Consider the following 25,778-nt stretch of genomic DNA (forward strand, 5'->3'; position numbering starts at 1 on the left):
GTAGACTGGAGCCTCACGAATCGACGCAAGGAACGCAGTGGCCCTCTTCTCGAAGCCCAAGGACGTCATCGCGCAGCCCGAGGTCGTCAAGCCTGGCGGCAAGGGCGTCGCCACCCCGAAGCGCAGCCAGCAGGTGGCGCGCAACGCGCGCCCGCTCGTGCCCACCGACCGCAAGGCGGCCAAGCGCGAGTCGCGCGAGCAGATGGCCGCGAAGCGCGAGGAGCAGCGACTCGGGTTCGAGCGAGGCGACGAGCGCTACCTGCCGGTGCGCGACCGCGGCCCCGTGCGCAAGTTCGTCCGCGACTACGTCGACGCGCGCCTCAACGTCGCGATGCTCATGATCCCAGCGATGATCGTCGTCATCGTCCTCACGTTCTTCGACAGCATGGACGTGCGCCTCATCGCCAACGTCGTGCTGTGGGCGTTCATCGCCGTCGCGGTGCTCGACTGCGTGCTGCTCGGCTTCCTGCTGCGCCGCCGCATCACGGCGAAGTTCGGCCCCGGCAACACCAAGGGCATCACGTGGTACGCCTCGATGCGTGCAGCGCAGCTGCCCTTCATGCGCATGCCGAAGCCGCAGACGAAGCTGTTCCGCTTCCCCGAGTGACGCCCCGGGCGTCCGGCCGCAGCCTGCGGCGCGGATGCGCCCGTGCCCGGCTCAGGCGGTCGCGACGACCCTGCCACCCGCGATGACCATGCGCCGCTCGGGCAGCCGCACGAGCGCGTCCATCGCATGCTCGGCGTCGACGAGCACGACGTCGGCGCGTGCGCCGACGACGAGGTCGTGCACGTCGCGCCCCACCGCCCATGCGCCGTCGCTCGTCGCGAGCCGCACGACCTGCTCGAGGTCCTCGTCGCGCACGAGGCTCGACGCACGGGCGTACTGCCTGGCGATGCCGAGCGTGTCGCCGTCGCCGTAGGGGCTCCACAGGTCGCGGATGCCGTCGGTGCCCAGGCCGAGCCGCACGCCCGCGTCGGCGAGCTCGCGCATCGGCAGCTGCGGCAGCCGCAGCGGGGCAACGCTCGTCATGCCCACGCCCGCCTCGCCCATCCGCTGCAGCAGCGCCGCGCGCCGATCGGGCGGGAGCTGCGCGATGGCGAAGCCGTGCGCGATGACGACGCGACCGTGCAGTCCCAGCCGGTCGACCCGGTCGAGCACGAGCTCGATCTGGAACGCGCCGAGCTCGGCGGGGTCGTGGAGGTGGATGTCGACGCCGACGCCCGTCTCGGCGGCGATGCCGAGGATCGCGTCGACCTGGCCGACCGGGTCGCGGTCGATGGAGGCGGGGTCGAGCCCGCCCACGTGCACGGCGCCGGCGTCGACGGCGTCGCGCAGCAGCCGCTCGACGCCGGGCCTGCGCAGCACGCCATCCTGCGGGAAGGCGACGATCTGCACCTCGAGCGCCCCGCCGTACGCGGCGGCCGCCTCCTGCACAGCCTCGATGCCCGCGAGGCCGATCCCGAGGTCGACGTCGACGTGCGTGCGGATCGCCGTCGTGCCGTGGCGCACGAGCTCGCGCAGCACGGCGGCGGTGATCGACGTCGACGGGATGCCGAGCTCGCCGCGCCTGGCTCGCTCGTGGCGGATGCGGCCGTCGGTGCCGCCCTCTCCCCCGTACGACTGCCACGGCAGGCCCCACCACGACTTGTCGACGTGCGCGTGCGCGTTGACGATGCCCGGCAGGGCGCACAGGCCCTCGCCGTCGACGACGATGCCCTCGTGCCTCGGCGCCTGCCCGTGCGGATGGATCGCGGCGATCGTCGTGCCCTCGACGTCGAGGTCGACGGCGTCGCCGCCCCACGGGCGCACGTTCGCGAGCCTCGTGATCGGCGTCGTCTCGATGGCATCCATGCGCTCGCTCCTCGCTCGTGTCGATGCGGCCGGCGGACCCAGGGGTCGGCGCCGACCGCGCGACGAGTCTAGGAGCGACCCGGCGAGCGACGAGCGCGTCGAGCGCCCTGCGCGTCGGCGGCGCGCACGTCAAGGGGATGGGGCGCGACCCGACGCGGCACCTAGCGTCGGAGCATGGCAATCCTGCGCTCGTCCGCCCGCTCCCGTCGCGTCGCCGTCGTCGCAGGAGGCTCCCGCGGCCTCGGCCTGCTCGTGGCGCTCGACCTGGCCCGCCGCGGCTGGAGCGTGTCGGTGTCCGCGCGCGGCGAGGAGGGCGTCGAGCACGCGCTGCGCAGGCTCGAGCGCGCCTCGCGCGGTCGAGCCGCCATGCACGGCGGCGTCGCCGACGTGGCCGACGCCGCATCCGTGGAGGCGTGGATCGCCGCGGTCGAGCGCGACCTCGGACCCGTCGATGCCGCGTTCGCCGTCGCCGGCGTCATCGACGTCGGCCCCGCCGAGACGATGCGCGTCGAGGACTTCGACCTCGCGATCGACGTGATGCTGCGCGGCCCCATCCACCTCGCATGGGCGGTGCTGCCCGGCATGCGCAGCCGCAGGCGCGGACGCATCGGCGTCGTCACGAGCATCGGCGGCAGCGTCGCCGTGCCGCACCTGCTGCCCTACACCGCTGCGAAGGCGGGGGCGATCGGCTTCACGGAGGGCCTCGCCGCCGAGCTCGCGGGCACGGGGCTGACGGCCACGACGATCGTGCCAGGGCTCATGCGCACCGGCTCGCACGAGGTCGCGCGCTTCCGTGGCCAGCCGTCGCACGAGGCGGCATGGTTCGGGGCGGGCGCGTCCGTGCCGATCGTGTCGACGTCGGCCGAGCGTGCGGCGAGGCAGATGGTCGACGGCGTGCTCGCGGGCCGCACGCACGTGCGGCTGCCGTGGTGGACGCACGTCGCGATGCGCGTCCACGGCCTCGCGCCGTCGACGACGGTGCGCGTCGCGGGCCTCGTCGGCAGGCTGCTGCCCGGCGCGGGACGCGATCCCTCGGGCCCCGTCGAGGGCCGCCTCGTGCAGCGCTCCCCCATCGTCGCCGCCATCACGACGCTCGGCTCGCGCGCCGCGAGCCGCCTGGGCACGCGCGTCGGACGCTGAGCCGCGCGACCCCGCGGATCACGCCGGGCGCAGCTCGGGCTTCAGCACCACCTTGACGCAGCCGTCCTCCTTGCGCTGGAACGTGCGATAGGCGCCCGGCGCCTCCTCGAGCGGCAGGCGATGCGTCGCGAGCTGCTCGAGCCCGAGCACGTCGCCCTCCTCCTCGACGATCGGCAGCAGCGCGTCGACCCACCTGCGCACGTCGCACTGCCCCATCCGCACCGCGATGCCCTTGTCGAACATGACGCGCAACGGCATCGGGTCGGCGGCTCCGCCGTACACGCCCGAGATCGACAGCGTGCCGCCTCGGCGGACGGCGTCGATCGCCGTCATGAGCGCGGCGAGGCGGTCGATGCCGCCGTGCTCGATCGCGCTCTGCGCCACGGGCTTCGGCAGCCTGCTGGCGAGGCTGATGGCCGCAGAGGCGACGGGGTTGCCGTGCGCCTCCATGCCGACCGCCTCGACGACCGCGTCGGGACCGCGGCCGTCGCTCGCGTCGCGCATCGCCTGCACGGCGTCGTCGACGTCGACCGCCTGCGCACCCCACTCCTCGGCGAGCGCGCGCCGCTCCGGCTGCGGGTCGGAGCCGACGACGCGGATGCCGCGGCGCACCGCGAGGCGCACGACGAGCTGGCCGACGGGGCCGAGGCCGACGACGCCGAGCGTGCCGCCGTCTGGCACGTCGGCGTACTCGAGCGCCTGGTAGGCGGTGGGCAGGATGTCCGACAGGTACAGGTAGCGCTCGTCGGGGTGCTCGGAGCCGACGACGATGGGGCCGACGTCGGCGAACGGGACGCGCAGGCGCTCCGCCTGGCCGCCGGGCACCGCGCCGTACATCGAGGTGTAGCCGAAGAGCGATGCGCCGGTGCCCGTGTCGCGGTTCTGCGTCGTCTCGCACTGCGAGAAGCGCTGCCGCTCGCACATCCAGCACGCGCCGCACGCGATGACGAACGGCACGACGACGCGGTCGCCGACCTTGAGGCGCGTGACCTCGGCCCCGACCTCCTCGACGACGCCCATCGTCTCGTGACCGAGCACGTCGCCGCGCGTGAGGTACGGCGCCAGCACGCGGTACAGGTGCAGGTCGGAGCCGCAGATCGCGGTGGACGTGACGCGGATGATCGCGTCGGTGGGCAGCTGGATGACGGGATCCGGGACCTCGTCGACTCGGACGTCCTCGATGCCGTGCCAGGTGAGTGCTCGCATGCGATCGACGCTACGGATCGCCACGCGCGCCCACGACCGGGTGGACAGCGGGCGGGCTCGCGTGCAGGATGCCGCCGCGCGTCAGCGTCGCCGTGCGAGCAGGCCGCCGAGCACGGCGTGCGCGAACGGGAGGATCGCGACGATCATGAGCGCCGTGCCGAGGCCGACGCCATCGCCCTGCAGCACCGCGCCACCGACGAGCAGGCCCACGAAGAGCACGGCCGACACGACCCGCGCCTGGGCGCGCTCCAGCCGCTCGATCCTGCGCTCGACGCGCGGCACGCCGACCTGCAGCCTGCCTCCCTCGACGCGCGAGATGACCTCGTCGAGGCGACGTGGCAGCGCGGCGGCGATGCGGGCCGTCTCGATCGCCTGACGACCCACGTCCTGCACGACGTTGCCGCGCTCGTCGCGCAGCAGCTGCGACGCGTACGGCTCGACCGCATCCCACAGGTTGAACGCGGGATCGAGCGACGAGCACACGCCGGAGGTGAGCGACATGGCCCGGATGACGAGCAGCATGTCCTCGGGCAGCTGGAACGGCAGCGTGCGCAGCAGCTCCTGGAACTCGAGCGCGAAGTCGCGGAACTCGCGCGGATCGACCTCGCGCAGCTCGGCGAAGCCCATGCCCCCGAAGCGCGCGAACGCCTGCGTCATGGCCCGTTCGAGCTCTGCCGTGTCTGCAGAGGGCAGCAGCACGCCCACGTCGCGGATGCCTGCGACGAGGCCGGATCCGTCGCGCGATGCCGCGGCGATGAGCATGCGCCGCAGGCCGCGCCGCGTCGTGGGCGGGACGGCGCCCATCATGCCGAAGTCGATGAACGTCAGCCGCCACGTCGGCCTGCCGTCGACGTCGACGCCGCCGAGGGGCGTCACGAACACGTTCCCGGGATGCGGGTCGGCGTGGAACCATCCGTGCGTGAACAGCTGCTCGAACATCGTCGTCGCGAATCGGTGCGCGACGAGGCTCGGATCGATGCCCGCCGCACGCAGCGCATCGTGATCGGTGATCTTGATGGCCGTGACGTCCTCGAGGGTGAGGACGCGGCGCGTCGTGCGCTCCCAGACGACCTCGGGTGCGCCGACCCCGTCGTCGTCGGCGAAGATCGCGGCGAAGCGCTCGGCCGACTGCGCCTCGTGGAGGTAGTCGATCTCCTCCTCGCTCGTGCGCGCGAACTCCTCCACGAGCGCCGGCATGTCGGCGCGGTCAGAGATGAGGCGGAAGCGGCTGAGCCAGCCGCCGACGCGGCGCAGCGCGGCGAGGTCGGTCGCGACGATGTCTGCGATGCCTGGGCGCTGCACCTTCATGACGGCGTCGCGGATGCCCGTCTCGGCCGCGTCGGTCTCGGTCAGCGTCGCTCGATGCGCCTGCCCGAGCGACGCTGCCGCGATGGGCGCGTCGGCGACGGACGCGTACGCCGTCGCCAACGACATCCCCAGCTCGTCCTCGGCCGCTCGCCGGATCGCAGGCGTCGGGACGGCAGGGACCTCGTCCTGCAGACCCTCGAGCTCCTTCGTGATCTCAGGAGGCAGCACGTCGAGGCGCGACGACATGAACTGGCCGACCTTGATCATGAGGCCGCCGAGCTCGACGGCGAAGTCGTGGAAGGAACGCGCGAAGCGCGTCATGCGACGCGGCCGGCTGCGCGCGGCGAGGCGCGCGAGGCCGATGCGGGGCATGGCGATCTCGAACCACCACGTCACCGCGAGGTGACGGGCGGCGAAGCGCAGGATGCGGCGGTACCGGGCGCGCGAGAAGGTGCCCTCGGACATCGCACCTCCCCGCGTCCCGGCAGGCCGGGGCGTCGTGCTCAGACCCGTGCTCAGTCGCGAGCGAGGATCGAGTAGAGCCTACGGCGCGCGTCGTCGAGGATGGCGACGGCCTCCTGCACCTGCTCCGACGTGCCCGTGCGGCCGACCTGCGCGGCAGCCTGCGCGAGCTCGAAGCCCGCCTTCGGCAGCGCCGAGAAGCCAGGCGTCTCGCGCTCGTGCGACGCAGCCCACGGCGTGCCCTGCTCTGCTGCTGCGGCAGCCGTCACGCGGCCCTCGTCGGTGAGGGCGTAGGTCTTGCGACCACCGGCCTCCTCCGCGACGATGAGGCCCTCGTCGGCGAGCAGCTGCAGCGTCGGGTACACCGAGCCGGGGCTCGGACGCCACGCGCCGCCCGAGCGCGCCTCGATCTCGTTGATGAGCTGGTAGCCGTGCTTCGGCCCCTCGGCCAGCAGCGTGAGCACCGCGGTGCGCACGTCGCCGCGGCCCATGCGCGAGCCGGGCGCCTTGCGGTCGAACTGGCTGCGAAGGTGCTCCATCGCCTCCCACATGCCGCCGCCGTGGCGGCCCATGCGGAAGTCGCGGCCGAAGTCGCGGCCGCCGAACTGCTCCTGGAACGAGTCGGTCATGATGCTCCTCTTCCCGGCGATGCGCGTCGAGACGTCCCCCCACGCGACTGTCGCCGATGCATCGACGATATATCGTTGAGGCGTGGCAGGCCAGGGCTGTTCGCTGCGGGCGAGGGGCTGCGACGACTCCGCGAGTATCGTGCGAGCCATGGCGGAGCACAGGATCTACGGGGTGCCGTTCGCGAGCATCCACCCGCACTACGTCACGAAGGTCGAGCGCAAGGGACGCACGGTCGACGAGCTGCACGAGGTGCTCACGTGGCTCACCGGCTACGACGAGGCCGGTCTCGCCGAGACGCTCGCCGACGAGCGCTCCCTGCGCGACTTCTTCGACCGCGCGCCCGCGATCCACCCGGCCGCATCGCAGATCACGGGCGTCATCTGCGGCATCCGCGTCGAGGACATCGAGGATCCGCTCATGCAGCGCATCCGATGGATGGACAAGCTCGTCGACGAGCTCGCGAAGGGCAAGGCGATGGAGAAGGTGCTGCGCACGGCGCACACTTCCTGACGGCGGGCACGCCACCCGGACGTCGCCTGCCGGGCACCCGCCGACTCCCGCGTCCCTACGACTCAGGGTCATGCATGAACTCGCGCAGCTCCTGCGGGCATCGGCACGCGGCGGCGATCCTCGCCGCCCACGCCTCGGCGGCTGCGCGGTCCGGCAGGTCGACGACGGTGTATCCGCCCTCGATGCGAGCCGTCTGCGGATACGTGCCCGGCGTCACCGCGCCGTCTGCAGCCACGCGCACGGGCGGCACGGACTCGTCGATGCCGCCGCCGAACACGTACGCGCCCGCCGCCTTCGCGTCGCGGATCACCTGATGCGACTCCTCGACGACGCGATCCCACTCGCCGTCGGGCACGACCATCGCACCGGAGGGGAACGAGATCAGATACTTCGGCATCGCACGGCTCCATCGTCGGCTGGCGTGCGCAACACCGTACGCCTATGCGTCAATGGAGTCATGTCGACCCGCATCCTCCATGTCGTGGCGAACGCCGACGACGCAGCCCGCGCAGCAGCGACCCCTCCCGCAGCTGCGGCCGCATGGCCGACGTCGCTCGTCGCCGCCTGGCGCGTGCTCGAGGCGGCCGGGTTCGAGCAGCTGCTCGTGAGCCCAGCGGGCGGTGCGGTCGTCGCCGACGCGTCCGACGACGACGTCGAGGCCTGGGTGGCCGATCCGATGCGCGCCGCGCTGCTCGCGCACACCGCCGCACCGGCGCAGATCGATGCCGGCGACTTCGACGCCGTCGTCTGCGTCGCGAGCGACCCCGGCGCCGCAGCGGCCACGCTGCACGCGAGCCCGGGGCTCGAGCGCATCGTGCGCAGCGTCGCGAGCCACGGCGGCGTCATCGCCGCCATCGGACACGTCGACTGCGCGCTCGCCGACTCCGCCGACGCCGCACGCGCCGTGACCGGCGCCGACGCCCGCGTCGTCACGGGCGCGCTCGCCGACGCCGACCACCGCGCCGCCGCATCCGCCGCATCCGCAGCCGGCGCGATCGCCGAGCGCGTCGCGACGCTGCTCGCCTGAGCCCGAGCGAGGGCCGGCGCCAGCAGCCTCGTCAGTCGACGGCGCCCTCCCGCCCCAGTCCACCGGCGAGCAGGTCGCGCACGAGCTCGACCAGCAGGGCGGTGCGCGGAGCGATCTCGGCGACGAGCGCATGCTCGTGGTCGGCGTGCGCTCCACCGCCGACGGCGCCGAGCCCGTCGAGCGTCGGCACGCCGGCGCCCGCCGTGAAGTTGCCGTCGGAGGCGCCTCCGACGGCGATCGCATCCGGCACCGCCATGCCGATCCGCTCTGCGACCGCGCTCGCGCACGCCAGCACCGGCGCTGCCGAACGGCGCTCGAGCGGCGGACGGTTGATGCCGCCGGCGATCGCGATCGTCGTGCCCGTCACCGACGCGAGCGCATGCATGGCGTCGTCGACGCGGCGCTGCTCGCCGACGGTCGTCGCACGCACGTCGACCAGGCACGATGCGGACGCCGCGACGGTGTTCGACGTCGTGCCGCCGCGGGCGACCGTCGGGGTCACCGTCGTGCCCAGCCGCGCGTCGCCGAGCATCGCGATCGCGACGATCTGGTGTCCGAGCTCGACGGTCGCGTTGAGCCCGCGCTCCGGCTCGAGGCCGGCGTGCGCGGCGCGTCCCGTGAGCTCGACCCGGTAGCGCGACACGCCCTTCCGCTCGACCTTCCACGCGCCGCCGTCGCCGCTCGCCTCGAGCACGAGCGCGGCGATCGATCCTCGCGCCTCGTCCTCGATGAGCGCGCGCGACGTCGGCGATCCGAGCTCCTCGTCGCCGGTCACGAGCAGCGTCACGGCGGCGCCTGGCTGCAGCTCGAGCTCGGCGGCGGCGTGGACGGCCATCACGAGGCCCACGAGCATGTCGAAGCATCCGGGGCCGCGGACGACGCCGTCGACGTTCGACCAGGGATGCGTCTCGAGCGAGCCGAGCGGCCAGACGGTGTCGTGGTGCGCGAGCAGCAGCACGCGCGGCGCATCCGCATCCTGCGCACCCAGCCGCCATCGCAGATGGGTGACGCCGTCGACGACGACGTGCTCTGCGGCGACGCCCAGGCGCGCGAGGCCGACGGCGGCGACGACGTCGGCGGACCGCGCGACCGCTGCGTGGTCCGACGACGGCGACTCGGTGCGCACGAGCAGCTCGAGGTCGTCGAGCATCGCAGGCAGCCGGCGCGAGGCGGCCAGCATCGAGGGATGCTGCGCCGTCACCGCAGCGCTCCGCGCAGCCCTCTGCCGGGGTAGGCGTCGACCACGATGTCGCCATCGTGCACGACGAGCTCGCCGCGCACGAGCAGATGCTCGACGCCGATCGAGGGTCGCGTCGAGTCGAGGTACGTCGCCTGGTCGGTGATGCGCTCGGGATCGATGACGACGACGTCGGCATCCGCGCCGACGCCGAGGTGCCCCTTGCGTCCGAACGCGGGCGCGACGGTGTCGAGGACGCGCGCGGGCAGGAGGCTGCATCTGCGGAACGCCTCGAGCCACGTCCACAGCCCGCGCTCGCGCACCATGGTCCGCAGCGACCGCGCGAAGGTGCCCGCGGTTCGCGGATGCGTCATGCCGCCCTCTGGCAGCGGCCACGCGCGCGACTCCGTCGAGCCGTCGGGCCACGTGACGTGCATCGCGTCGGAGGCGACGATCGAGTCGGGGAACGCGAGCGACTGCTCCAGCAGCTCCCGATCGATGGGGTCGCGCTCGTCGAGGTACTCGACGATGCACGCCGCACCCGCGTCGGTGGCGCGCACATGACGCAGGTGCGCCTCGTCGCGGATGCGCTCGCCCGTCGCGACCAGCACGAGGTTCGAGGGCGTCAGGCCCCACACCGCGAGCCGCTCGGGCGCGAGGAACGCCGCACCGATGCCCGTGCTCCCCGCGCCGTACGGGTACGCCTCGACCGTGATCGACGCGCCGCCGACGCGGGCGTCGTCGATCGTCTGCAGCGTGCGCTCGATGTGGCGTCGCGACGTGCTGTTCACGTGGCAGTGGTGCACCTGGCCACCCAGGTCCATCGCCGCCTGCGCCGCCTCGAGCGTGCCGTCGATGGGCGTCGACGGGTCGGCCTCGACGATCTCGCGCACGTGCGTGAACGTCGGAGCGCCCGCTCGTGCGGCGAGCTCGGTGACCGCTCGGTACTCGGCAGGATCCGTGCGCGGGGCGTAGCCCTGCAGGATGCCGATGCCGAGGGCGCCGTCGGCGAGCTCCGACTCGAGCCTGCCGAGCCACGCTCGCAGCTGCGTCGGCGACGAGTCGGCCTGCCACGCAGGGTCCGAGAGCATCGACAGCCCCAGGTCCGCGTCGGCGACGCGGCCGGAGAGCACCTCTGCACGTGCGGCGCCCCACGACGCGGAGAACCCGAAGTTGATGGGCCTGCCCTCCTCGAGGGCTCGCGCGTACGCGCGCTCGACGGGCAGCAGCCCCGCCTCGAGCTCGAGCGCGGTCGTCACCCCGTCCATCGCCTGCAGGCGCTGGCCGGCGATCGAGTTGACGTGGCTGTGCAGGTCGACGAAGCCGGGCCCGACGATCCTGCCCGTCACGTCGATGACGCGTGCGTCGGCGTGGGCGAGATCGGGGCCGACCGCGACGATGGCGCCGTCGTCGATCAGCACGTCGGCGATGCCGTCGAACCCGGTCCCCGGGTCGACGACCCGGCCGCCGCGCAGCAGCAGCGCGCTCACGCCGCCACCTCCTCGGCGTCGGTCCCGACCTCGGAGGCGGGCTCCGTGCGCGGCAGGCAGCGGATGCCGACGTAGGCGGCGGATGCGCCGTCGACCGTCGTGAACGCCACCACGCCCCACGGGGTGAGCGCATCCGGCCTCACGACGAAGCGGCTCGGATCCGCCGTCGGCAGCATCGGCATCGACTCGGGCCGCTCGCCGGGTGCGATGCCGAGGCGAGACTCGATCGTGGCGATGAGCCTGCCGTCGCCGTCGCGGCCGACCGTGAGGGTCGTGGAGGCGTCGCGGTAGGTGCCCAGCCACGCGTCGTCGACGACGGCGTCGGCGCTCGGCGCCGCAGGCCCGGCAGGCGACGGCGGCGCGGTCCCGGCGAACGCATCCGCGAACGCCCGGTACACCTCGGCGGCAGCGGATGCCGCGACGCCACCGTTGCAGAAGACGACGAAGACGAGGCCGTCGTCCGGCAGCACCTGGAACCAGGCGTTGTTGCCGATCGTCGTCCCGCCGTGCCAGTGCATGCGGTGCCCACCCCAGTCGTCGAGCATCCACCCGAGGCCCCAGCGCGGCGCGATCGCCGCGGCTGCCGCGTCGAGCTCCCAGTGCGGCGTCGTCATGGCGTCGACCGTCTCCTCGCGCAGGAGCCGCTCGCCGCTGGGTGCGACGCCGCCGCGCACGAACGCGCCGCCGACCGTCAGCAGGTCGTCGACGCTGCTCGTGATGAGACCCGCGGGGCCCATGGAGCGGGTGATCGACGTGACGGGGCTCGGCGCCCACGTCGTCGCACCTGGCGGGCGCACGTGTCCGAGCTGGTGGCGATGGCCGAGGACCTCCTCAGGCATCGTGAGGAACGTCGAGAGTCCGAGCGGCTCGGTGACGCGCGCGCGCAGCGACGCATCCCACGTGCGGCCGTCGAGGACCTCGACGATGCGACCGGCGACGACGAAGCCGGAGTTGCAGTACGACCACCCCGTCGACGGCGCGAAGAGCGCCTCTGCCGACTCGAGGGTGGCGACGTAGCGCTCGAGGCAGTCGTCGCCACGGCCCGTGTCGGTGAAGAGGTCGCCGTCGATGCCCGACGTGTGGGTGAGCAGGTGCTCGATCGTGATCTCGGCTGCGTGCGGCGACGCGAGCGCGAAGTCGTCGAGCACGTCGACGACCTTCGTGCCGAGCTCGATGCGCCCCTCCTCGACGAGCTGCATGATCATCGTCGCCGTGACGACCTTCGTGATCGAGCCGACCTGGCAGACGGTGTCGCGGTCGGATGCGACGCGCGTGCGGAGGTTCGTGAGCCCCGTCGCCGTGACGAGCCGCTGCTCGAGCCCCGTCTCGGGGTCGATGCGCAGCACGCCGGCGACGATGCCGGGCACGTGATGGCGTCTGGCGACGTCGGCGAGCAACCCGTCCCACGGTGCCGGGTCGAACGCGGTGGGGCTGAGGTGGGCTGTCATGTGCTGCTCTTCCGTCTCGGTGGTGTCGACCGGGCGCGGGCCGAGGCGTCGGCCTGCTGCTCGGATGGTCTCAGATGGTGCCGTCGTGCTCGAGGGCGGGGCGAGGCGCCTGGCGCCCCGCCCCGCGTGCACTCGCTACTCGACGAGGAGGAAGGTCGACACGAGGTCGAACCCGCCCTCGACGGTCGGCTGGACGCCGCTGGAGTACATGACGTCCGGCCGCATCGCGAACGGCACGTAGTCGGCGGAGGCGTACATCTCGGACTCCGCCTCCTCCCACGTCGCGCACGCCTCCGTGCCGGTGAACGCCGCCGCCTCCTCGACGAGGGCGTCGAACTCGGGGTTCTGGATCGCGGCGTAGTTGTTGCCGGTCGGCGGCGCGTCGCCGGAGACGAACGACGCGAGCACGTTCGGCACCGAGTAGTTCGAGGCGAGCCAGATGACGTCGAACTCCGACGCCGCCCCCTCGGCCCTGACCTCCTCGATGAAGACGCCGTACTCCGAGCCGTGCTGCTCGACGCCGACGCCGATCTCGCTCCACTGCTGCGCGATGAGCTCGGCGGTCGCCGACGTCTCCGGCCAGCGCGTGTTCCACGCGAAGTCGAGGATGAGCTGCTCGCCGTCGCGTGCGCGGATGCCGTCGGCGCCCATGACCCAGCCGGCCTCGTCGAGGGCGGCCTCTGCCGCCTCCACGTCGGTCGTCGGCAGGTTCGACGCCGCGTCGTACTGGCAGATCTGCGGCGGCAGCACGGCGAGGCTCGGGGCGCGCTCGCCGGTGTCGGACGTCTGCACCCGCATGAGGGCGTCGAGGTCGAGCGCCTGCGTGAGCGCGATGCGCACGGCCTCGTCGGCGGTGGGCTGCCCCTCCGCCTGGCTGTACGCGAAGCCGCCGGTGACGAGCGACGTCTCGATGAGCGCGTCGGCGGTCGCTGCGACACGCGGCTCGTCTGGACCCTGCACCGCTGCGAGGTTCAGCTCGCCGGACAGCAGCAGGTTCGCCCGCGTGCTGGGGTTCTCGATGATCTGGATCTCGACGGTCGCAGGCACGCCGGGCGTCGTGCCGTCTGGCGCACCATCGGGGCCCCACGCGTAGTCGTCCTTGCGCTCGAACGTGTAGTGGTCGCCCTGCACGGCCTCCACGAGGCGGTACATGCCGGTGCCGTTCGTCGCCGACACGACGCTCTCGGGGTCGTCGAGCGCGCCCTGGCAGTAGATGGGGTGGATCCCCAGCTGCGGCAGGAGGAACGAGTTCGGCGTCGTCGTGGTGAGCGTGACCGTGCGAGCGGCCTCGTCGTGCTCGACGACGGCGTCGGCGGGCACGACGAGGCCGACGAAGCTGGAGCCGTTGGCCGGATCGAGGATCCACCGGTAGTTGTTGGCGACGGTCTCGGCGGTGAGCGTCGAGCCGTCCTCGCACATGACGCCCTCGCGGATGGTGAACTCCAACGACGTCGGGGTCTCCTCCCACGACTCGGCGAGCCAACCCTGCGCCTCGCCTGCGTCGTCGAAGAACACGGGAGCCTCGTACGCCCACGGGTACACGTACGAGAGGGTCGCGCTCGAGTTCACGTGCCGCAGGAGGTTGCCTGGGTCCTCGTTGATGGCGAAGGTGAGGGTGCCGTCGACCACGGGCTCGCCGGCGCCCTGGGCGTCGCCGGAGCCACCGCCTCCGCAACCGGTCAGGACGAGGGCGACGGCCGTGCAGGCGGCGACGCCGAGCAGCTTCTTCTTCATGGGAGCCCTCCGGGCGTTCGGGTGCAGGGAACGAGATGCTGTGCTGGCACTCTCCCGCTCCGGCCTCGCGGCGGCATCGTCGGAACGCACCGAAGCCGCGCGCCGACCTCGTGGGAAGCGACAGCCGTGCGCGTGCGGCGCGCGCAGCATCAGGCTGCGCGCAGCTCGGCCACGGCAGCAGCCGCGATCTCGCCGATCGCCGCATCCATGCGGGGCTGGTTGGCCGCAGCGGCAGGCAGGCGCAGGAACACCGCGACGGCGTACCTGCCGCCGTCGACGAGGTGCTCGACGACGCCGACCTCGTTGCGGACCATCGGCAGCGTGCCCGTCTTGCCGCTCACGCGCACGGCATCGTCCGGGAATCCGGACCGCAGCCGATGCGACCAGACCTGCATGCCGAGGATGCGGCGCGCCTCCGCGCACGCGTCGGGGTCGATGCCGTCGTCGGTCCAGAGCCTTCGCAGGAGCCGCGTCGCCTCACGCGGCGTCGTGCGGTTCGTGCGCACGGGATCGAGGGCTCGCGTGCGCAGCAGCGCCTCCTCGTCGCCGACGCCGACGTGCTTCGCGTCGACGCCCATGCGCGCCAGGTCGTCCCGAAGCCCGCCGAGCAGATGCGCGCAGTCGCCCTCGAGCACCGTGCCGGGCAGCGCGAGCGCGTGCAGGGTGGCGGCGATGCGGTCGAGGCCCACCACGTCGATGACGACGTCGGTCGCCCGGTTGTCGGACACCGTCATCATCGAGGCGCACAGGTCGCGGAACGACATCGACACGGGATCCGAGCACACGGCGATGCCCGTCGGTCCGGCCACGCGGAAGTCGTCGACGGCGAGGTCGATGCGTCTGCGCGGATCGATCTCGCCCGTCGCCATCTGCACGCACGCCTCGACGAGCACGGGCACCTTGCACACGCTCGCCGACACGACCGGTGCGCCGCTGCGGACCCCGACCTCGCGGTCGCCGTCGATGTCGGTCGCATGCACGAAGGCCGTCAGCCCCGTGCCCGTCTCGAGGTCGTCGACCGTCCGTCGCAGCGTCATGCGGCCAGCATCCGCAGCCCTGAGCGGCAGCGCATCGGCCGTGACGACGACGATCGACGCGCGGGTTCGTCGCGACGCACAGCGCACCTCGCATCGCAGCGCGTCCTTGTCGCTTCGGACAAGCGGAGGCTGCGGGGATGATCCGCCTGCATGATGCCGCGCCGTCGTCGAGGCGCGAACCTGGCACGAGATCAGACGAGGAGGCCTGCCGTGGCCTCCCACCCGAGGGGGACATGTGATGGAAGCGCAGGCCGCGTCGGCGCTCGCGATGCCGACGATCGCGGCGCGCGCGCTCGCCGACGAGGCGTGCGCCGCCGCGGGCATCACGATGCTCGACGCCGCCGACCCTGCAGCGGCGCAGCGCGCCGCCGGGGTGCTGGATGCGGTGTGGAGCAGGCAGGGCACGCAGATCCTCGAGCCGGCGATGCTCGTCGCGATCGCGCACGCAGGCAACCTCGTGACGGTGGCGATGGAGGGCGACCGACCCGTCGGTGCCGCCGCAGGGTTCTGCGGCCCTCCAGGCACCGCGTTCCACTCCCACATCGTCGGGCTCGTCGAGTCGGCGACCGGCAGGGGGATCGGCCGGGCCATCAAGCTCTACCAGCGCGCCTGGTGCCTCGAGCACGGCATCGCGACGATGGCGTGGACGTACGATCCGCTCGTCGCACGCAACGCGTCGTTCAACATCCGCGGGCTCGGCGCGCGCGCGGTGTCGTATCACCCGGAGTTCTACGGCGTCATGACCGACGTCGTCAACGCCGGCCAGCCCTCGGACCGCATGCTGGTGCGCTGGGATCTCGCCGCCGAGCCACCCAAGCGGGGCGCGCATGCGCAGCTCGTCGTCGACGGCGCGCACGTCGTCGTCGACGACCTGGGCGGCGCCCCGTCGCACGTGTCGATGCCGCCCGCCGACGCCTCGGTCGCGCTCGTGCACGTGCCGCGCGACGTGGAGGCGATCCGACGCAGCGACCCGCAGCGCGCGCTCGCCTGGCGCGAGCGCACCCGAGCCGCGCTGTCCGCCCTCCTCGCCGACGACTGGGTCGTTCGAGGCTTCACCAGATCGTGCCAGTACGTGCTCCACCGCGAAGGGACCCCATGAGACTCCTCGGACTGCGACTCCACCATGTCGAGATGCCGCTCGTGGCACCGTTCACGACGTCGTTCATGACGCAGACGCACAAGCGCTGCTTCCTCGTCGAGGCACGCCTCGAGACCGCGTCGGGCGAGACCGTGACGGGCTGGGGCGAGAACGTCGCGCTCGACCGACCGTTCTACTCCCCCGAGCACGTCGACGGCGCAGCGGAGGTCGTGGAGCGGTGGATCGCGCCGCTGCTGTTCGCCGTGGAGGATCTCACCGCCGAGACCGTCGCGCATCATCTGCGCCGGATCGTCGGGCATCCGATGGCGAAGGCGTCGGTCGAGATGGCGATCCTCGACGCGCAGCTGCGCGCGGAGGGCCGGTCGTTCGCGTCGTACCTCGGCGCGGTGCGATCGACGGTGCCGTCGGGGGTGTCGGTCGGCATCCAGGACTCGGTGGCGGCGACGCTGGGCGTCATCGGCGGCTACGTCGAGGAGGGCTACGCACGCATCAAGCTGAAGATCCGGCCGGGCGCCGACATCGAGCACGTCGCGGCCGTGCGCCGCGAGTTCGGCGGCGACCTGCCGTTCCAGGTCGACGCGAACGCCGCCTACACCCTCGTCGACGCCGCGCACCTGCGACGCCTCGACGAGCACGGCCTGCTGCTCATCGAGCAGCCGCTCGGCGAGGCCGACATCCGGCAGCACGCCGAGCTCGCGCGCCTCATGACGACGCCCATGTGCCTCGACGAGTCGATCGACTCGGCCGAGGCCGCCGTCGACGCGATCGTGCTGGGCGCCGCCGCCGTCGTCAACGTCAAGCCGGGCCGCGTCGGCGGCTACCTGGAGGCGCGGCGCATCCACGACATCGCCAGCGCGCACGGCATCGCCGTCTGGTGCGGCGGCATGCTCGAGACGGGCATCGGCCGCGCGGCGAACGCGGCGCTCGCAGCGCTGCCCGGCTTCACCCTGCCTGGCGACATCTCGGGCTCCGACCGCTTCTACGCCGAGGACGTCGTCACCGAGCCGCTGCGCATGCACGACGGCGTCGTCGACGTGCCGACCGGCCCCGGATTCGGGGTCGAGATCGACGCCGAGCGGCTCGAGCGCTTCCGCACGCGCCTCGTGGAGGTGGCACCGTGACCCGCACGCCCACCCTCGACGACCTCGGCGCGTTCGTCGAGCCCGGCAGCCCCGTGCTCACGCCGGACGGCACGCGCATCGTGCACGTCGTGTCGCGCATCGACGACTCTGGCGCTGCCACGTCGCAGCTGCACGTCCTCACCCTCGGCGACGACGCGGATGCCATGCCGGCCTCCGTGGCGCTCACGAGCGGCGAGGTCGACGCCGACCCCGCGGTCTCCCCAGACGGCCGCACCGTCGCGTTCGTGCGCAAGGACGGCGGCGACGCCGCCATCCACGTCGTGCCGCTCGACGGCGGCGAGCCGACGCGCCTCACGTCCGGTCTGCGCGTCGTGGGCGCGCCCGCCTTCTCGCCGGACGGGACGACGCTCGCGTTCGTCGCGCTCGTCGACGACCACGCCACGACCCCCGCAGCGCCCCTCGTCGTCGACGGCGACCCCTCGTTCAAGGCCGACGGGCTCGGATGGGTCGGCACGGCACGCATGCACGTGCACGTCGTGCCCGTCGCGGGCGGAGACGCCGTGCGCCTCACCTCCGAGGGGCACTGCACCGAGCCTGCATGGTCGCCGGACGGTGCGACGATCGCGTTCGCGCACGCGGGGATCGAGCTCGAGGACGCACCGCTGGCGCGGCGCGTCGGGCTCGTCGACGTCGCGCTGCCGCGCGACTCCGTGCGGTTCCCGTTCGCGGCCACCGCCGTGGGTGGACCCCTCACGTGGACGCCGGATGCAGCGTCGATCGTCGCGATCGGCGACCTCGAGACCCGCGTGGGCCACGCGAGGCTCGTGCGCCTCGACGTAGCGGACGGTGCCGCGACCGTGCTCGCCGCCGACCTCGACCGCAACGTCATGGGCGGGGGCCCCGGCTACCCCGGCGGCGCGCCCGCCTTCGGCCCCGGCGGCGAGCTCGTCTTCTGCGTGCGCGAGGGCGGGCAGACGGTCGTGCGCTCGCTCGACCTCGCCACCGATGCGGTGCAGCAGCATGCCGTCGGCGATGGCGCCGTCGTGAGCGGCATGTCGATCGCGGGCGAGCGCGCCGTCATCCGCGTGTCCGACCCCGCGGCGCCCGCCGAGCTCGCGCTGCTCGACCTCGCAGACCCCACCTCCTCCCCCGTCCGGCTCACGGACCATCTGGGCGACGCGCTGCCGGGGGTCGCGTTCTGCGAGCCACGCCCGGTGCGGTTCGCGATCTCCGACGGCACGACGGTGCACGGCTGGCTGCTGCGCGCGCCGGGCGTCGAGGGTGCGGCGCCGACGCTGCTCGACATCCACGGCGGCCCGCACAACGCGTGGACGGGCACCGCCGACACGGCCCACCTCTACCACCAGGTGCTCGCCGCGCAGGGGTGGAACGTGCTGACGCTCAACCCGCGAGGCTCCGACGGGTACGGCGAGGCGTTCCTCACGGCGGCGGTCGGCGGATGGGGCGAGCGCGACGAGCAGGACTTCCTCGAGCCGCTCGACCGACTCGTCGCCGATGGGCTCGCCGATGCCGATCGCCTCGCGGTGACCGGCTACAGCTACGGCGGCTTCATGACGTGCTGGCTGACGACGACGACCGACCGCTTCCGCGCCGCGGTGCCGGGCGGGCTCGTCTGCGAGCACCACACGCAGGGAGCCTCGAGCGACCTCGGCGGGCTGCTGCGCGACCTCGAGATCGGCGGCGCCGCCAATGCGGAGCGCCTGTCGCCGACGAGTCGCGTCGACCGCGTCACGACGCCCTCGCTCATCCTGCACGGCGCCGACGACCAGCGCTGCCCGGTCGGGCAGGCGGAGCTCTGGTACGCCCGGCTGCGCGACCACGGCGTCGAGACGCAGATGGTGCTGTATCCGGGCGGGTCGCACCTGTTCATCCTCACCGGCCCGCTCGCGCATCGACGCGACTACAACCAGCGGGTCGTCGACTGGGTCGTGGAGCGCACCGCGGCGCGCTGACCGATCAGAGCGTCGGCACGGCCGCGACGAGCTCGCGCGTGTACTCTGCCGTGGGCGACTCGATGACCTGCAGCGTCTCCCCCACCTCCACGAGCGCACCGTGCCGCATGACCGCGACGCGGTCGCACACGGCGCGCACGACGGCGAGGTTGTGGCTGATGAACAGCACCGAGAACCCGAGCTCGCGCTGCAGGTCGCGCAGCAGGTTCAGCACCGACCCCTGCACCGAGACGTCGAGCGCCGAGGTGATCTCGTCGGCGAGCACGACCGAGGGGCGCGCTGCGATGGCCCGAGCGACCGCGACGCGCTGCCGCTGACCGCCGGAGAGCTCCGTCGGCATGCGATCGGCCATCGCGTCCGGCAGCGCCACGGCGCGCAGCAGCTCGCCGATCTCGGCGCTGCGCGCTCGGCCGCTGGGCGTGGCCGTGCCCTCGCGTCGCGCGGCCTGCACGAGCGCCTCGTCGATCGACTGCCCGATGGTGCGGCGCGGGTCGAAGCACGACTGCGGGTCTTGGAAGATCATCTGCACGCGGCGACGCTCGCGCGCAGCGGCGCCGCGTGCACGGGAGACGACGGTGTCGCCGAGCAGGATGCGCCCGGCAGAGGGCTCCTGCAGGCCCACCGCCGCACGGGCGAGCGTCGACTTGCCGGAGCCGGACTCCCCGACGAGCCCGAGCATCTCCCCTGGGTGCACGGTGAGGTCGATGCCGCGCACGGCGGCGAACGTCGATGCGCCGTGCCCGAACGTCACGGTGACGGCCTCGAACGAAAGCGGCATGCTCATGCGGTCTCCTCCATCGCCGGATCCTGATCGCCGAACGCGTCGACGAGCGCGGGGTCGTCGGCGGCCCGCACGACCTCGACCCCGGCGTCCGCCGTCGTCGCGCCGTCCGTGAAGTCCGCGTCGTCGGGGATCGACGCCATCGGCTCGCCTCGCGGCGTCGACATGGTCGGCACCGTCGCGAGCAGCGCGCGCGTGTACGGATGCGTGGCGAGTCCCGCCTTGAGGTCGGCGGACGAGACGTCCTCCACGAGCCGCCCTCGATACATGACGAGCACGCGGGTGCACAGCGACGTGACGACGGCGATGTCGTGCGAGACGAGCACGATGGCGGTGCCGTGCTCGGCGTTGACGTGCCGCAGCTGCGCGAGGATCTCGGCCTGCACCGTCACGTCGAGCGCCGTGGTCGGCTCGTCGGCGAGGATGAGCGCAGGCGTGCCCATGAGGCCCGTCGCGATCATCGCCCGCTGCCGCATGCCCCCGGAGTACTCGTGCGGGTACTGCCCGTACCGGCGGGCGGCATCGGGGATCCGCACCGCCTCGAGGCGCTCGATCGCCGCGGCTCGCGCCTGCGCACGCGACATGCCCAGGTGCAGGATGCCGGGCTCCGCGACCTGCGAGCCGACGGTGAGCGCCGGGTTCAGCGACGACATCGGATCCTGGAAGACGATCGCGAGCCGTCGGCCGAGGCGATGGTCGACCGACGACGCGCGCGCATCGGTCTCGAGCGTCAGCGGCTCGCCGTCGAACGTCGCCGACGTCGCGCCGACCTGCAGCGGCGCGTCGAGCAGCCCCGCGAGGGCCATGAGCGTCACGCTCTTGCCGGATCCCGACTCCCCCACGACCCCGACGATCTCGCCGCGGGCGACGTCGAACGAGATGCCGTGCACGAGCGGCTGCCAACGTCCGTCGGCGCCGGGCGCGGCGACGCGCAGGTCGCGCACCGACAGCACGGCCTCGTCGTCGACCGGGCGCGTCGACGCGGGGCTCGCGGGCGGCGACGACCGGCGCAGTCGCCTCGACAGACGCCTGCGCGTCGTCGGCGTCAGCGCCTGGCCGAGCACCTCGCCCAGGAGCACGAACGTGAGGCCCGCGAGGATGATCGCCGCTCCTGGCACGAGCGCTGCCGCCGGCGTGACGAAGATGCGCGTCACGCCCTCGTTGAGCATGCGCCCCCAGTCGTACTCGGGCACCTGGATGCCGAGGCCGAGGAACGACAGCCCCGCGAAGGCCAGCAGCGCCGTGCCCGCCGTGATCGCGGCGTTCACGAGCAGCGGGTCGCGCACGTTCGGCAGCACGTGGCGCAGCACGGTGCGCCAGTCGGGCACGCCGAGCACGCGCGCGGCCGAGACGAAGTCGCGGCCCCAGACGGAGGCTGCGAGGTTGTGGGTGAGCCTGCCGTAGCTCGGCACCATCGCGATGGCGATCGCGAGGGTCGCGGCGGTGCCGCTCTGCCCGAGGATCACCGAGAACGCGATCGCGAGCAGCAGGCTCGGGAAGGCGACGCCGATGTTGATCGCTGCGACGACGAGCCGCCCGATGCGACCGCCGATCATGAGCGGCAGCAGCCCCACGAGCACGCCGCCGACGACGCCGGCGAGCGTGGCGGTGAGCGCCATGATCACCGACAGCCTGGTCGCGACGAGCGTTCGCAGCAGGATGTCGCGGCCGCTGCCGTCGGTGCCGAACACGTGCTCGGCGCTCGGTGGGCGCGAGATCTGCTCCGTGTCGGTGACGGCGGCGGCCTCGCCCCACAGCACGGGGGCGAGGATCGTGAGGAACGCGAGCCCGAGGCACGCGACGATCGCGAGGACGCCGACCGGGGAGGCGAGCGTCGCGAGCAGGCGACGGGTGGTCCGCGTCATGCTGCATCCAATGCCGTGCGCGGGTCGATGACGATGAGCACGACGTCGACCAGGAGGTTGATGAGGAGCACCGCGGCGCCGTAGAAGAGGATGATCGCCTGCACGAGCGGGAAGTCCTGGCCCTGGATCGACGAGACGATCGTCGAGCCCAGGCCCGGCCAGGCGAAGATGTTCTCGACCAGCACCGTGCCCGCGATCATGCCGCCCAGCAGCAGACCGGAGATCGTGAGCGTCGACGTCAGCAGGTTCGGCAGCACGTGCCTGCGGTAGAGCCGCGCCGCGGACATGCGCCGGGAGCGTGCCGTGCGCACGTAGTCCTGCTCGAGCACCGTGAGCGTCTCGGCGCGCACGATGCGCGTGAGCGCAGCCGTCGGGCCGAGCGCGAGCGCGATGACGGGCAGCACGTACGACGCGGCATCCGTGCGACCCGCGACGGGCAGCCACTGCACGTTGACCGCGAAGAGGTAGACGAGCACGATGCCGGCCAGGAACTCCGGGATGACGGCGACGACGGCGGAGACCGACGTGAAGCCCGCCTCGGTGCCCGGGCGGCGCTGGCCGCGCGTGAGCGCCCCGAACGCGAGGCCGGTGGGGATCGCGACGACGAGCACGACGGCGACCGCGAGGAACGCGAGCTCGAGCGTCGCGGGCGCGCGTGTCAGGAGCACGTCGACGACGGGCGTGCGCGAGGTGAACGAGTCGCCGAGGTCGCCGGTGACGATGCCGAGCCAGAACCGCAGGTACTGCACGATGATCGGCTGGTCGAGCCCCAGCTCGGCGCGACGCGCCTCCACGGCCTCCGGCGATGCGAGCTCGCCTGCCGACGCACGCGCCGGGTCGCCGGGGATGAGCTGCACGAGCAGGAACGCGAGCGTGACGAGCACCACGAGCGACACCGCGAAGTACATGGCGCGACGCCCCAGGTACCGCAGCCAGGGGTTGCCGCGGCGCTGCTGCGCCGCGAGGGCCAGGACGGTGGTCGTGGTCGCCAAACCTCACCTTGCCTCTCCTGCAGGGACGGTGTGCTCCCGAGCCTGGCGGGCGGGTGGCCCGCAGGCATCGTGGGATCGACCAGAGAGACGGCGACGCGGTTGTGCGATCGAATCGACGCCCGTCGCCGGTCAGGTGCGGCGCACGAGCTCCGGCACGATCCGCAGCTGCAGCTGCGCCGCGAAGCGGGCGTCGGCGTCGCCGAGGTCCATCTCGCCCACCTCGGCCAGCCTGCGCAGCCGGTAGCGGAAGGTGTTGGGGTGGATGTGGAGGCGCTCGGCCGCCGTCGACACGTCGCCCATGCAGTCGAGCCAGACGCGCAGGGTCTCGACGAACTCGCTGTCGTGCTCGCGGTCGTGCACGAGCAGGCGTGCGACGGGACCGGTCGCCCACTCGCCGCCGACGGCGAAGCGGTCGCGCAGCTCGAGCAGCAGCGACTCGACGTGCACGTCGCTGAACAGCGCCACGCGCGCGGTCGACGTCGGCTGCTGCAGCACGCGCAGCGCCCGCTCGGCGCCGTCGCGGGAGGGCACGAGGCCGACGGCGCCGGGCGTGACCCTGCCGATGCCGATCGCGAGGCCCGTGGCCTCGCCGATGCGTGCGAGGAAGTCGCCCGCGAGCCGCGCGGCCTGCGCCTCGCCGTGCTGGGGCGAGCGGACGGGCACGAGGCCGAAGATCGTGCCGTCGATGAGCGCGGCGCACGCCTTCGGGTGCACGGCCGCCAGGTGCACGACGATCGCGTCGGCGATGCGCTGGCGCCTGGCCTCCCTGCCGCTGGCCTCGTCGAGGCTCTCGTCGGCGCCGCCGACGAAGCCGGCCGCGAACACGGCGACGTGCTCGTCGGCGATGCCGAGGCGCTCGAGCGCGTACATCGACCCTTCGCGCCCCTCGAGGGCGGTGCTGAGCAGGTCGGCGCGCATGCGGTGCGTCACGTCGGCGCCCGCGCGGATCCTGAGCATGTGGAGCGCGACGACCTTCGCGGCGTCGCGCATCGCGCTGGCGCGCTCGGGGCTCAGCGGCTCGCTGATGGCTGCCCAGATGGATCCGAGGATCTCGTCGCCTGCGCGAACGGCCATCGCGGCACGGGTCTTCAGCTCCTCGCCGTCGACGGCGAGGTCGATGGAGGCGGGACCGTCTGAGGAGTAGAGCGTCTTGAAGAAGCCGGCCTCGGCGAGCAGGCGCGCGTAGCGCTCCGGCACCTGTCGCTCGAGGATCGTGGCGACGCGCGAGGCGTCCGCCTCCGCCTGCCTGCTCGAGAAGGCGATGACGCGCGAGTTGCGGTCCTCGATCGTGATGGGCGCGTCGAGCATCGACGAGATGGCGTTCGCGAGCGTGAAGAGGTCGCCGCTGGGCAGCCCGCCGATCGTGCCGTCGGCTGCGGAGGCGTCCGGCACGGCCAGCAGCGCGCCCACCATGGTGCTCAGCTGCGCCCACGACGCGCCGCGCGTGAGCCCCAGCAGCGCGATCCCCTCGTCGCGGGCGACGGCGGCTGTGGCGTCGTCGACCGCGACGGGCTCGCGCAGCACGATGGCGCTCGCTCGCTGCGCACCCGCGAGGCCGAGCACCGCGCGCAGCTGCTCGCCGTCGGCGAGGCCGACGCCGAGCACGACGGCGCCGTGCGGGACCGCCTGCGTGTCGAGCGGGTCGTACACGAGCACGCCGCCGATGCGGCGCGACGGATCCGGCAGCGGCGCGAGCGGCGACAGGAACGTCGAGCCGAGGTCGTCGAGCATGCGCTCGATCGTGGGGCGCGGCCATGCGGCGGACGCCCGCTCGTCGAGCCCGTGCACGTCGGTCACGCTCCTGCCCGCGTGCGATGCGGAGGTGGCTGGCAGCATCTGCTCACGCTAGCGGCTCGCCGCGGCGTGCGTGCTCCGCGCGAACCGGCCGAAGACGACGGAAGCCCCGCCGTGCGGCGGGGCTTCTCGCGTGATGGAGCAGTGCTCCTTCGGTGGATCTGGGGAGACTCGAACTCCCGACCCCCTGCATGCCATGCAGGTGCGCTACCAGCTGCGCCACAGACCCTCATCGTCGCCGAAGCGACTCGACAAGCCTACACCACCGTCGACCCCCGACCGAACCATGCGGCTCCCAGCAGCGGTGCCGTGTCGCCGAGCGATGCGCGCTCCAGGCGACCCTCCCACCCGCCGAGGCCCGAGCGCACCGCGGGCTCGACGAGATCCCACGAGCGCGACATCGACCCGCCGATCACGAGCACCTCCGCACCGAAGCGCTCGAGCCACGGGCGGATGACCTCGCCGACGGCGGCGAAGCCGGACGCGAGCACGTCGGCCGCGCCGCGCTCGCCGTCGCGCGCGGCGATCGCGAGGTCGTGCACGTCGCGGTCGAGCCCCGTCGCGACGAGTCCCGCCGCCATGAGGGCTCGACGCGAGACGACGTCCTCGACGGGCAGGCCGCGCACCGACTCGAAGTGGATCTCGCCGTCGAGCGGCACCGACTCCCCCGCCGTCACCGGCGATCCGTCGGCGACGAACGCGCTGCCGAGTCCCGTGCCGAGCGTCAGCAGCACTGCGCGCGTCGAGCCCTCCGCTGCGCCCGCGAACCACTCGCCGAGCCCGTACGCGTCGGCGTCGTTCACGAAGCGCACGTCGGCGCCGAGCGCCTCGCGCAGCGCAGCGCCCACGTCGACGCCGTCGAGGCTGTCGAACTTGCCGACGTCGCGGAAGCGGCCGATGCCCGTGTCGTAGTCGAACGGCCCAGGCATCGCCACCACCCAGCCGCCCTCGACGGGGCCGAGCAGTCGTGCCGTCTCGATCCACCCGGCAAGGATGTGCTCGGCCGAGCCCTGCGCGTCCGGATGCCCGCGATGCTCGGCGAGCACGCCGTGCGAGACGAGGTCGACGAGCGCAGCGGTCACGTGCGTGCCGCCGATCTCGAGGACCGGCACGGTCTGCTGCTGCATGCGGATGCTCCCTCGTCGATCAGCCGGATCGATCGTAGACCGGC

General features: G+C 73.1%; 22 protein-coding genes and 1 tRNA gene. 7 read left to right on the forward strand and 16 right to left on the reverse strand.

Features of this window, described 5'->3' with window-relative positions; all coding sequences use genetic code 11:
- Positions 1-37: 37 nt before the first annotated feature.
- Positions 38-607, forward strand: coding sequence for a DUF3043 domain-containing protein (locus ACZ6H8_RS02465; protein WP_464144063.1), 570 nt, complete (start codon positions 38-40; stop codon positions 605-607).
- A 51-nt stretch (positions 608-658) separates the two neighbouring features.
- Here ACZ6H8_RS02465 and ACZ6H8_RS02470 read toward each other — a convergent pair whose 3' ends face one another.
- A complete protein-coding gene (locus tag ACZ6H8_RS02470) occupies positions 659-1,852 on the reverse strand; it encodes an amidohydrolase family protein (RefSeq protein WP_464144065.1) in 1,194 nt (397 codons plus the stop codon).
- Positions 1,853-2,026: 174 nt separating this feature from the next.
- Here ACZ6H8_RS02470 and ACZ6H8_RS02475 point away from each other — a divergent pair, with 174 nt between their 5' ends.
- Positions 2,027-2,992: an SDR family NAD(P)-dependent oxidoreductase gene (locus ACZ6H8_RS02475; protein WP_464144067.1), complete on the forward strand. Its 966-nt coding sequence runs from the start codon at positions 2,027-2,029 to the stop codon at positions 2,990-2,992.
- Positions 2,993-3,010: 18 nt separating this feature from the next.
- Here ACZ6H8_RS02475 and ACZ6H8_RS02480 read toward each other — a convergent pair whose 3' ends face one another.
- From ACZ6H8_RS02480 to ACZ6H8_RS02490, 3 genes are all read right to left on the reverse strand, one after another.
- Positions 3,011-4,198 (reverse strand): alcohol dehydrogenase catalytic domain-containing protein, encoded by a 1,188-nt coding sequence (locus ACZ6H8_RS02480; RefSeq protein ID WP_464144070.1) that lies wholly within the window; start codon positions 4,196-4,198, stop codon positions 3,011-3,013.
- An 81-nt stretch (positions 4,199-4,279) separates the two neighbouring features.
- Complete coding sequence (locus ACZ6H8_RS02485; protein ID WP_464144072.1) at positions 4,280-5,971, reverse strand: ABC1 kinase family protein; 1,692 nt, start codon at positions 5,969-5,971, stop codon at positions 4,280-4,282.
- 50 nt (positions 5,972-6,021) lie between these two features.
- Positions 6,022-6,597, reverse strand: a complete 576-nt coding sequence (locus ACZ6H8_RS02490) for a PadR family transcriptional regulator (protein WP_464144074.1) — start codon at positions 6,595-6,597, stop codon at positions 6,022-6,024.
- A gap of 148 nt (positions 6,598-6,745) precedes the next feature.
- Between ACZ6H8_RS02490 and ACZ6H8_RS02495 the strand changes: the two genes are divergently transcribed.
- Positions 6,746-7,108 carry a DUF2200 domain-containing protein gene (locus tag ACZ6H8_RS02495; protein WP_464144076.1) on the forward strand — a complete coding sequence of 121 codons (363 nt, stop codon included), beginning with the start codon at positions 6,746-6,748 and terminating at the stop codon, positions 7,106-7,108.
- A gap of 55 nt (positions 7,109-7,163) precedes the next feature.
- Here the strand turns inward: ACZ6H8_RS02495 and ACZ6H8_RS02500 are convergent, their stop codons facing one another.
- Positions 7,164-7,505, reverse strand: a complete 342-nt coding sequence (locus tag ACZ6H8_RS02500) for a YciI family protein (RefSeq protein ID WP_464144079.1) — start codon at positions 7,503-7,505, stop codon at positions 7,164-7,166.
- A gap of 60 nt (positions 7,506-7,565) precedes the next feature.
- On the opposite strand from ACZ6H8_RS02500, the gene ACZ6H8_RS02505 reads away from it, so the two are divergent.
- The gene (locus ACZ6H8_RS02505) at positions 7,566-8,135 is read left to right on the forward strand and encodes a type 1 glutamine amidotransferase family protein (protein WP_464144080.1); all 570 of its coding nucleotides are present in this window, start codon (positions 7,566-7,568) and stop codon (positions 8,133-8,135) included.
- Positions 8,136-8,166: 31 nt separating this feature from the next.
- On the opposite strand, the gene ACZ6H8_RS02510 is transcribed toward ACZ6H8_RS02505, so the two are convergent.
- The 5 genes from ACZ6H8_RS02510 to ACZ6H8_RS02530 all read right to left on the reverse strand — a co-directional run bounded on the left by ACZ6H8_RS02510 (position 8,167) and on the right by ACZ6H8_RS02530 (position 15,021).
- On the reverse strand, positions 8,167-9,315 hold the full coding sequence (locus ACZ6H8_RS02510) for a M20 family metallopeptidase (RefSeq protein WP_464144082.1): 1,149 nt from the start codon (positions 9,313-9,315) through the stop codon (positions 8,167-8,169).
- A 17-nt stretch (positions 9,316-9,332) separates the two neighbouring features.
- The gene (locus tag ACZ6H8_RS02515) at positions 9,333-10,802 is read right to left on the reverse strand and encodes an amidohydrolase family protein (protein ID WP_464144084.1); all 1,470 of its coding nucleotides are present in this window, start codon (positions 10,800-10,802) and stop codon (positions 9,333-9,335) included.
- On the reverse strand, positions 10,799-12,250 hold the full coding sequence (locus tag ACZ6H8_RS02520; protein ID WP_464144087.1) for a serine hydrolase domain-containing protein: 1,452 nt from the start codon (positions 12,248-12,250) through the stop codon (positions 10,799-10,801). Before ACZ6H8_RS02520 ends, ACZ6H8_RS02515 begins: the two co-directional genes overlap by 4 nt.
- 135 nt (positions 12,251-12,385) lie before the next feature.
- Positions 12,386-13,984, reverse strand: coding sequence for an ABC transporter substrate-binding protein (locus ACZ6H8_RS02525; protein WP_464144090.1), 1,599 nt, complete (start codon positions 13,982-13,984; stop codon positions 12,386-12,388).
- Positions 13,985-14,133: 149 nt separating this feature from the next.
- Positions 14,134-15,021 carry a serine hydrolase gene (locus ACZ6H8_RS02530; RefSeq protein WP_464144091.1) on the reverse strand — a complete coding sequence of 296 codons (888 nt, stop codon included), beginning with the start codon at positions 15,019-15,021 and terminating at the stop codon, positions 14,134-14,136.
- Between the two features lie 238 nt (positions 15,022-15,259).
- On the opposite strand from ACZ6H8_RS02530, the gene ACZ6H8_RS02535 reads away from it, so the two are divergent.
- The 3 genes from ACZ6H8_RS02535 to ACZ6H8_RS02545 are packed head-to-tail and all read left to right on the forward strand — an operon-like array spanning position 15,260 to position 19,175.
- Positions 15,260-16,120, forward strand: coding sequence for a hypothetical protein (locus tag ACZ6H8_RS02535; RefSeq protein ID WP_464144095.1), 861 nt, complete (start codon positions 15,260-15,262; stop codon positions 16,118-16,120).
- Complete coding sequence (menC, locus tag ACZ6H8_RS02540) at positions 16,117-17,241, forward strand: o-succinylbenzoate synthase (protein ID WP_464144098.1); 1,125 nt, start codon at positions 16,117-16,119, stop codon at positions 17,239-17,241. The genes ACZ6H8_RS02535 and menC overlap by 4 nt, the downstream gene beginning before the upstream one ends.
- Positions 17,238-19,175, forward strand: a complete 1,938-nt coding sequence (locus tag ACZ6H8_RS02545; protein WP_464144101.1) for a S9 family peptidase — start codon at positions 17,238-17,240, stop codon at positions 19,173-19,175. Before menC ends, ACZ6H8_RS02545 begins: the two co-directional genes overlap by 4 nt.
- Before the next feature lie 4 nt (positions 19,176-19,179).
- Here ACZ6H8_RS02545 and ACZ6H8_RS02550 read toward each other — a convergent pair whose 3' ends face one another.
- The 6 genes from ACZ6H8_RS02550 to ACZ6H8_RS02575 form a co-directional block, all read right to left on the reverse strand.
- Complete coding sequence (locus tag ACZ6H8_RS02550; protein WP_464144103.1) at positions 19,180-19,959, reverse strand: ABC transporter ATP-binding protein; 780 nt, start codon at positions 19,957-19,959, stop codon at positions 19,180-19,182.
- A complete protein-coding gene (locus ACZ6H8_RS02555) occupies positions 19,956-21,821 on the reverse strand; it encodes a dipeptide/oligopeptide/nickel ABC transporter permease/ATP-binding protein (RefSeq protein ID WP_464144105.1) in 1,866 nt (621 codons plus the stop codon). The genes ACZ6H8_RS02550 and ACZ6H8_RS02555 overlap by 4 nt, the downstream gene beginning before the upstream one ends.
- On the reverse strand, positions 21,818-22,813 hold the full coding sequence (locus ACZ6H8_RS02560; RefSeq protein WP_464144107.1) for an ABC transporter permease: 996 nt from the start codon (positions 22,811-22,813) through the stop codon (positions 21,818-21,820). The genes ACZ6H8_RS02555 and ACZ6H8_RS02560 overlap by 4 nt, the downstream gene beginning before the upstream one ends.
- Before the next feature lie 129 nt (positions 22,814-22,942).
- Entirely contained in the window at positions 22,943-24,649 is a 1,707-nt protein-coding gene (locus tag ACZ6H8_RS02565) for a PucR family transcriptional regulator (RefSeq protein WP_464144109.1), read from the reverse strand.
- A 114-nt stretch (positions 24,650-24,763) separates the two neighbouring features.
- Positions 24,764-24,836 (reverse strand) — tRNA-Ala (locus ACZ6H8_RS02570).
- A gap of 28 nt (positions 24,837-24,864) precedes the next feature.
- Entirely contained in the window at positions 24,865-25,734 is an 870-nt protein-coding gene (locus ACZ6H8_RS02575) for an ROK family protein (RefSeq protein WP_464144111.1), read from the reverse strand.
- Positions 25,735-25,778 lie beyond the last annotated feature (44 nt).

The organism is Agrococcus sp. AC640b, assembly GCF_979255995.1.

Coding starts and splice junctions, on each gene's coding strand:
- ACZ6H8_RS02470 (WP_464144065.1), bottom strand. CDS start 1,852: ATGGATGCCATCGAGACGACGCCGATCACGAGGCTCGCGAACGTGCGC.
- ACZ6H8_RS02475 (WP_464144067.1), top strand. CDS start 2,027: ATGGCAATCCTGCGCTCGTCCGCCCGCTCCCGTCGCGTCGCCGTCGTC.
- ACZ6H8_RS02480 (WP_464144070.1), bottom strand. CDS start 4,198: ATGCGAGCACTCACCTGGCACGGCATCGAGGACGTCCGAGTCGACGAG.
- ACZ6H8_RS02485 (WP_464144072.1), bottom strand. CDS start 5,971: ATGTCCGAGGGCACCTTCTCGCGCGCCCGGTACCGCCGCATCCTGCGC.
- ACZ6H8_RS02490 (WP_464144074.1), bottom strand. CDS start 6,597: ATGACCGACTCGTTCCAGGAGCAGTTCGGCGGCCGCGACTTCGGCCGC.
- ACZ6H8_RS02495 (WP_464144076.1), top strand. CDS start 6,746: ATGGCGGAGCACAGGATCTACGGGGTGCCGTTCGCGAGCATCCACCCG.
- ACZ6H8_RS02500 (WP_464144079.1), bottom strand. CDS start 7,505: ATGCCGAAGTATCTGATCTCGTTCCCCTCCGGTGCGATGGTCGTGCCC.
- ACZ6H8_RS02505 (WP_464144080.1), top strand. CDS start 7,566: ATGTCGACCCGCATCCTCCATGTCGTGGCGAACGCCGACGACGCAGCC.
- ACZ6H8_RS02510 (WP_464144082.1), bottom strand. CDS start 9,315: ATGCTGGCCGCCTCGCGCCGGCTGCCTGCGATGCTCGACGACCTCGAG.
- ACZ6H8_RS02520 (WP_464144087.1), bottom strand. CDS start 12,250: ATGACAGCCCACCTCAGCCCCACCGCGTTCGACCCGGCACCGTGGGAC.
- ACZ6H8_RS02525 (WP_464144090.1), bottom strand. CDS start 13,984: ATGAAGAAGAAGCTGCTCGGCGTCGCCGCCTGCACGGCCGTCGCCCTC.
- ACZ6H8_RS02530 (WP_464144091.1), bottom strand. CDS start 15,021: ATGACGCTGCGACGGACGGTCGACGACCTCGAGACGGGCACGGGGCTG.
- ACZ6H8_RS02535 (WP_464144095.1), top strand. CDS start 15,260: ATGGAAGCGCAGGCCGCGTCGGCGCTCGCGATGCCGACGATCGCGGCG.
- menC (WP_464144098.1), top strand. CDS start 16,117: ATGAGACTCCTCGGACTGCGACTCCACCATGTCGAGATGCCGCTCGTG.
- ACZ6H8_RS02550 (WP_464144103.1), bottom strand. CDS start 19,959: ATGAGCATGCCGCTTTCGTTCGAGGCCGTCACCGTGACGTTCGGGCAC.
- ACZ6H8_RS02555 (WP_464144105.1), bottom strand. CDS start 21,821: ATGACGCGGACCACCCGTCGCCTGCTCGCGACGCTCGCCTCCCCGGTC.
- ACZ6H8_RS02565 (WP_464144109.1), bottom strand. CDS start 24,649: ATGCTGCCAGCCACCTCCGCATCGCACGCGGGCAGGAGCGTGACCGAC.
- ACZ6H8_RS02575 (WP_464144111.1), bottom strand. CDS start 25,734: ATGCAGCAGCAGACCGTGCCGGTCCTCGAGATCGGCGGCACGCACGTG.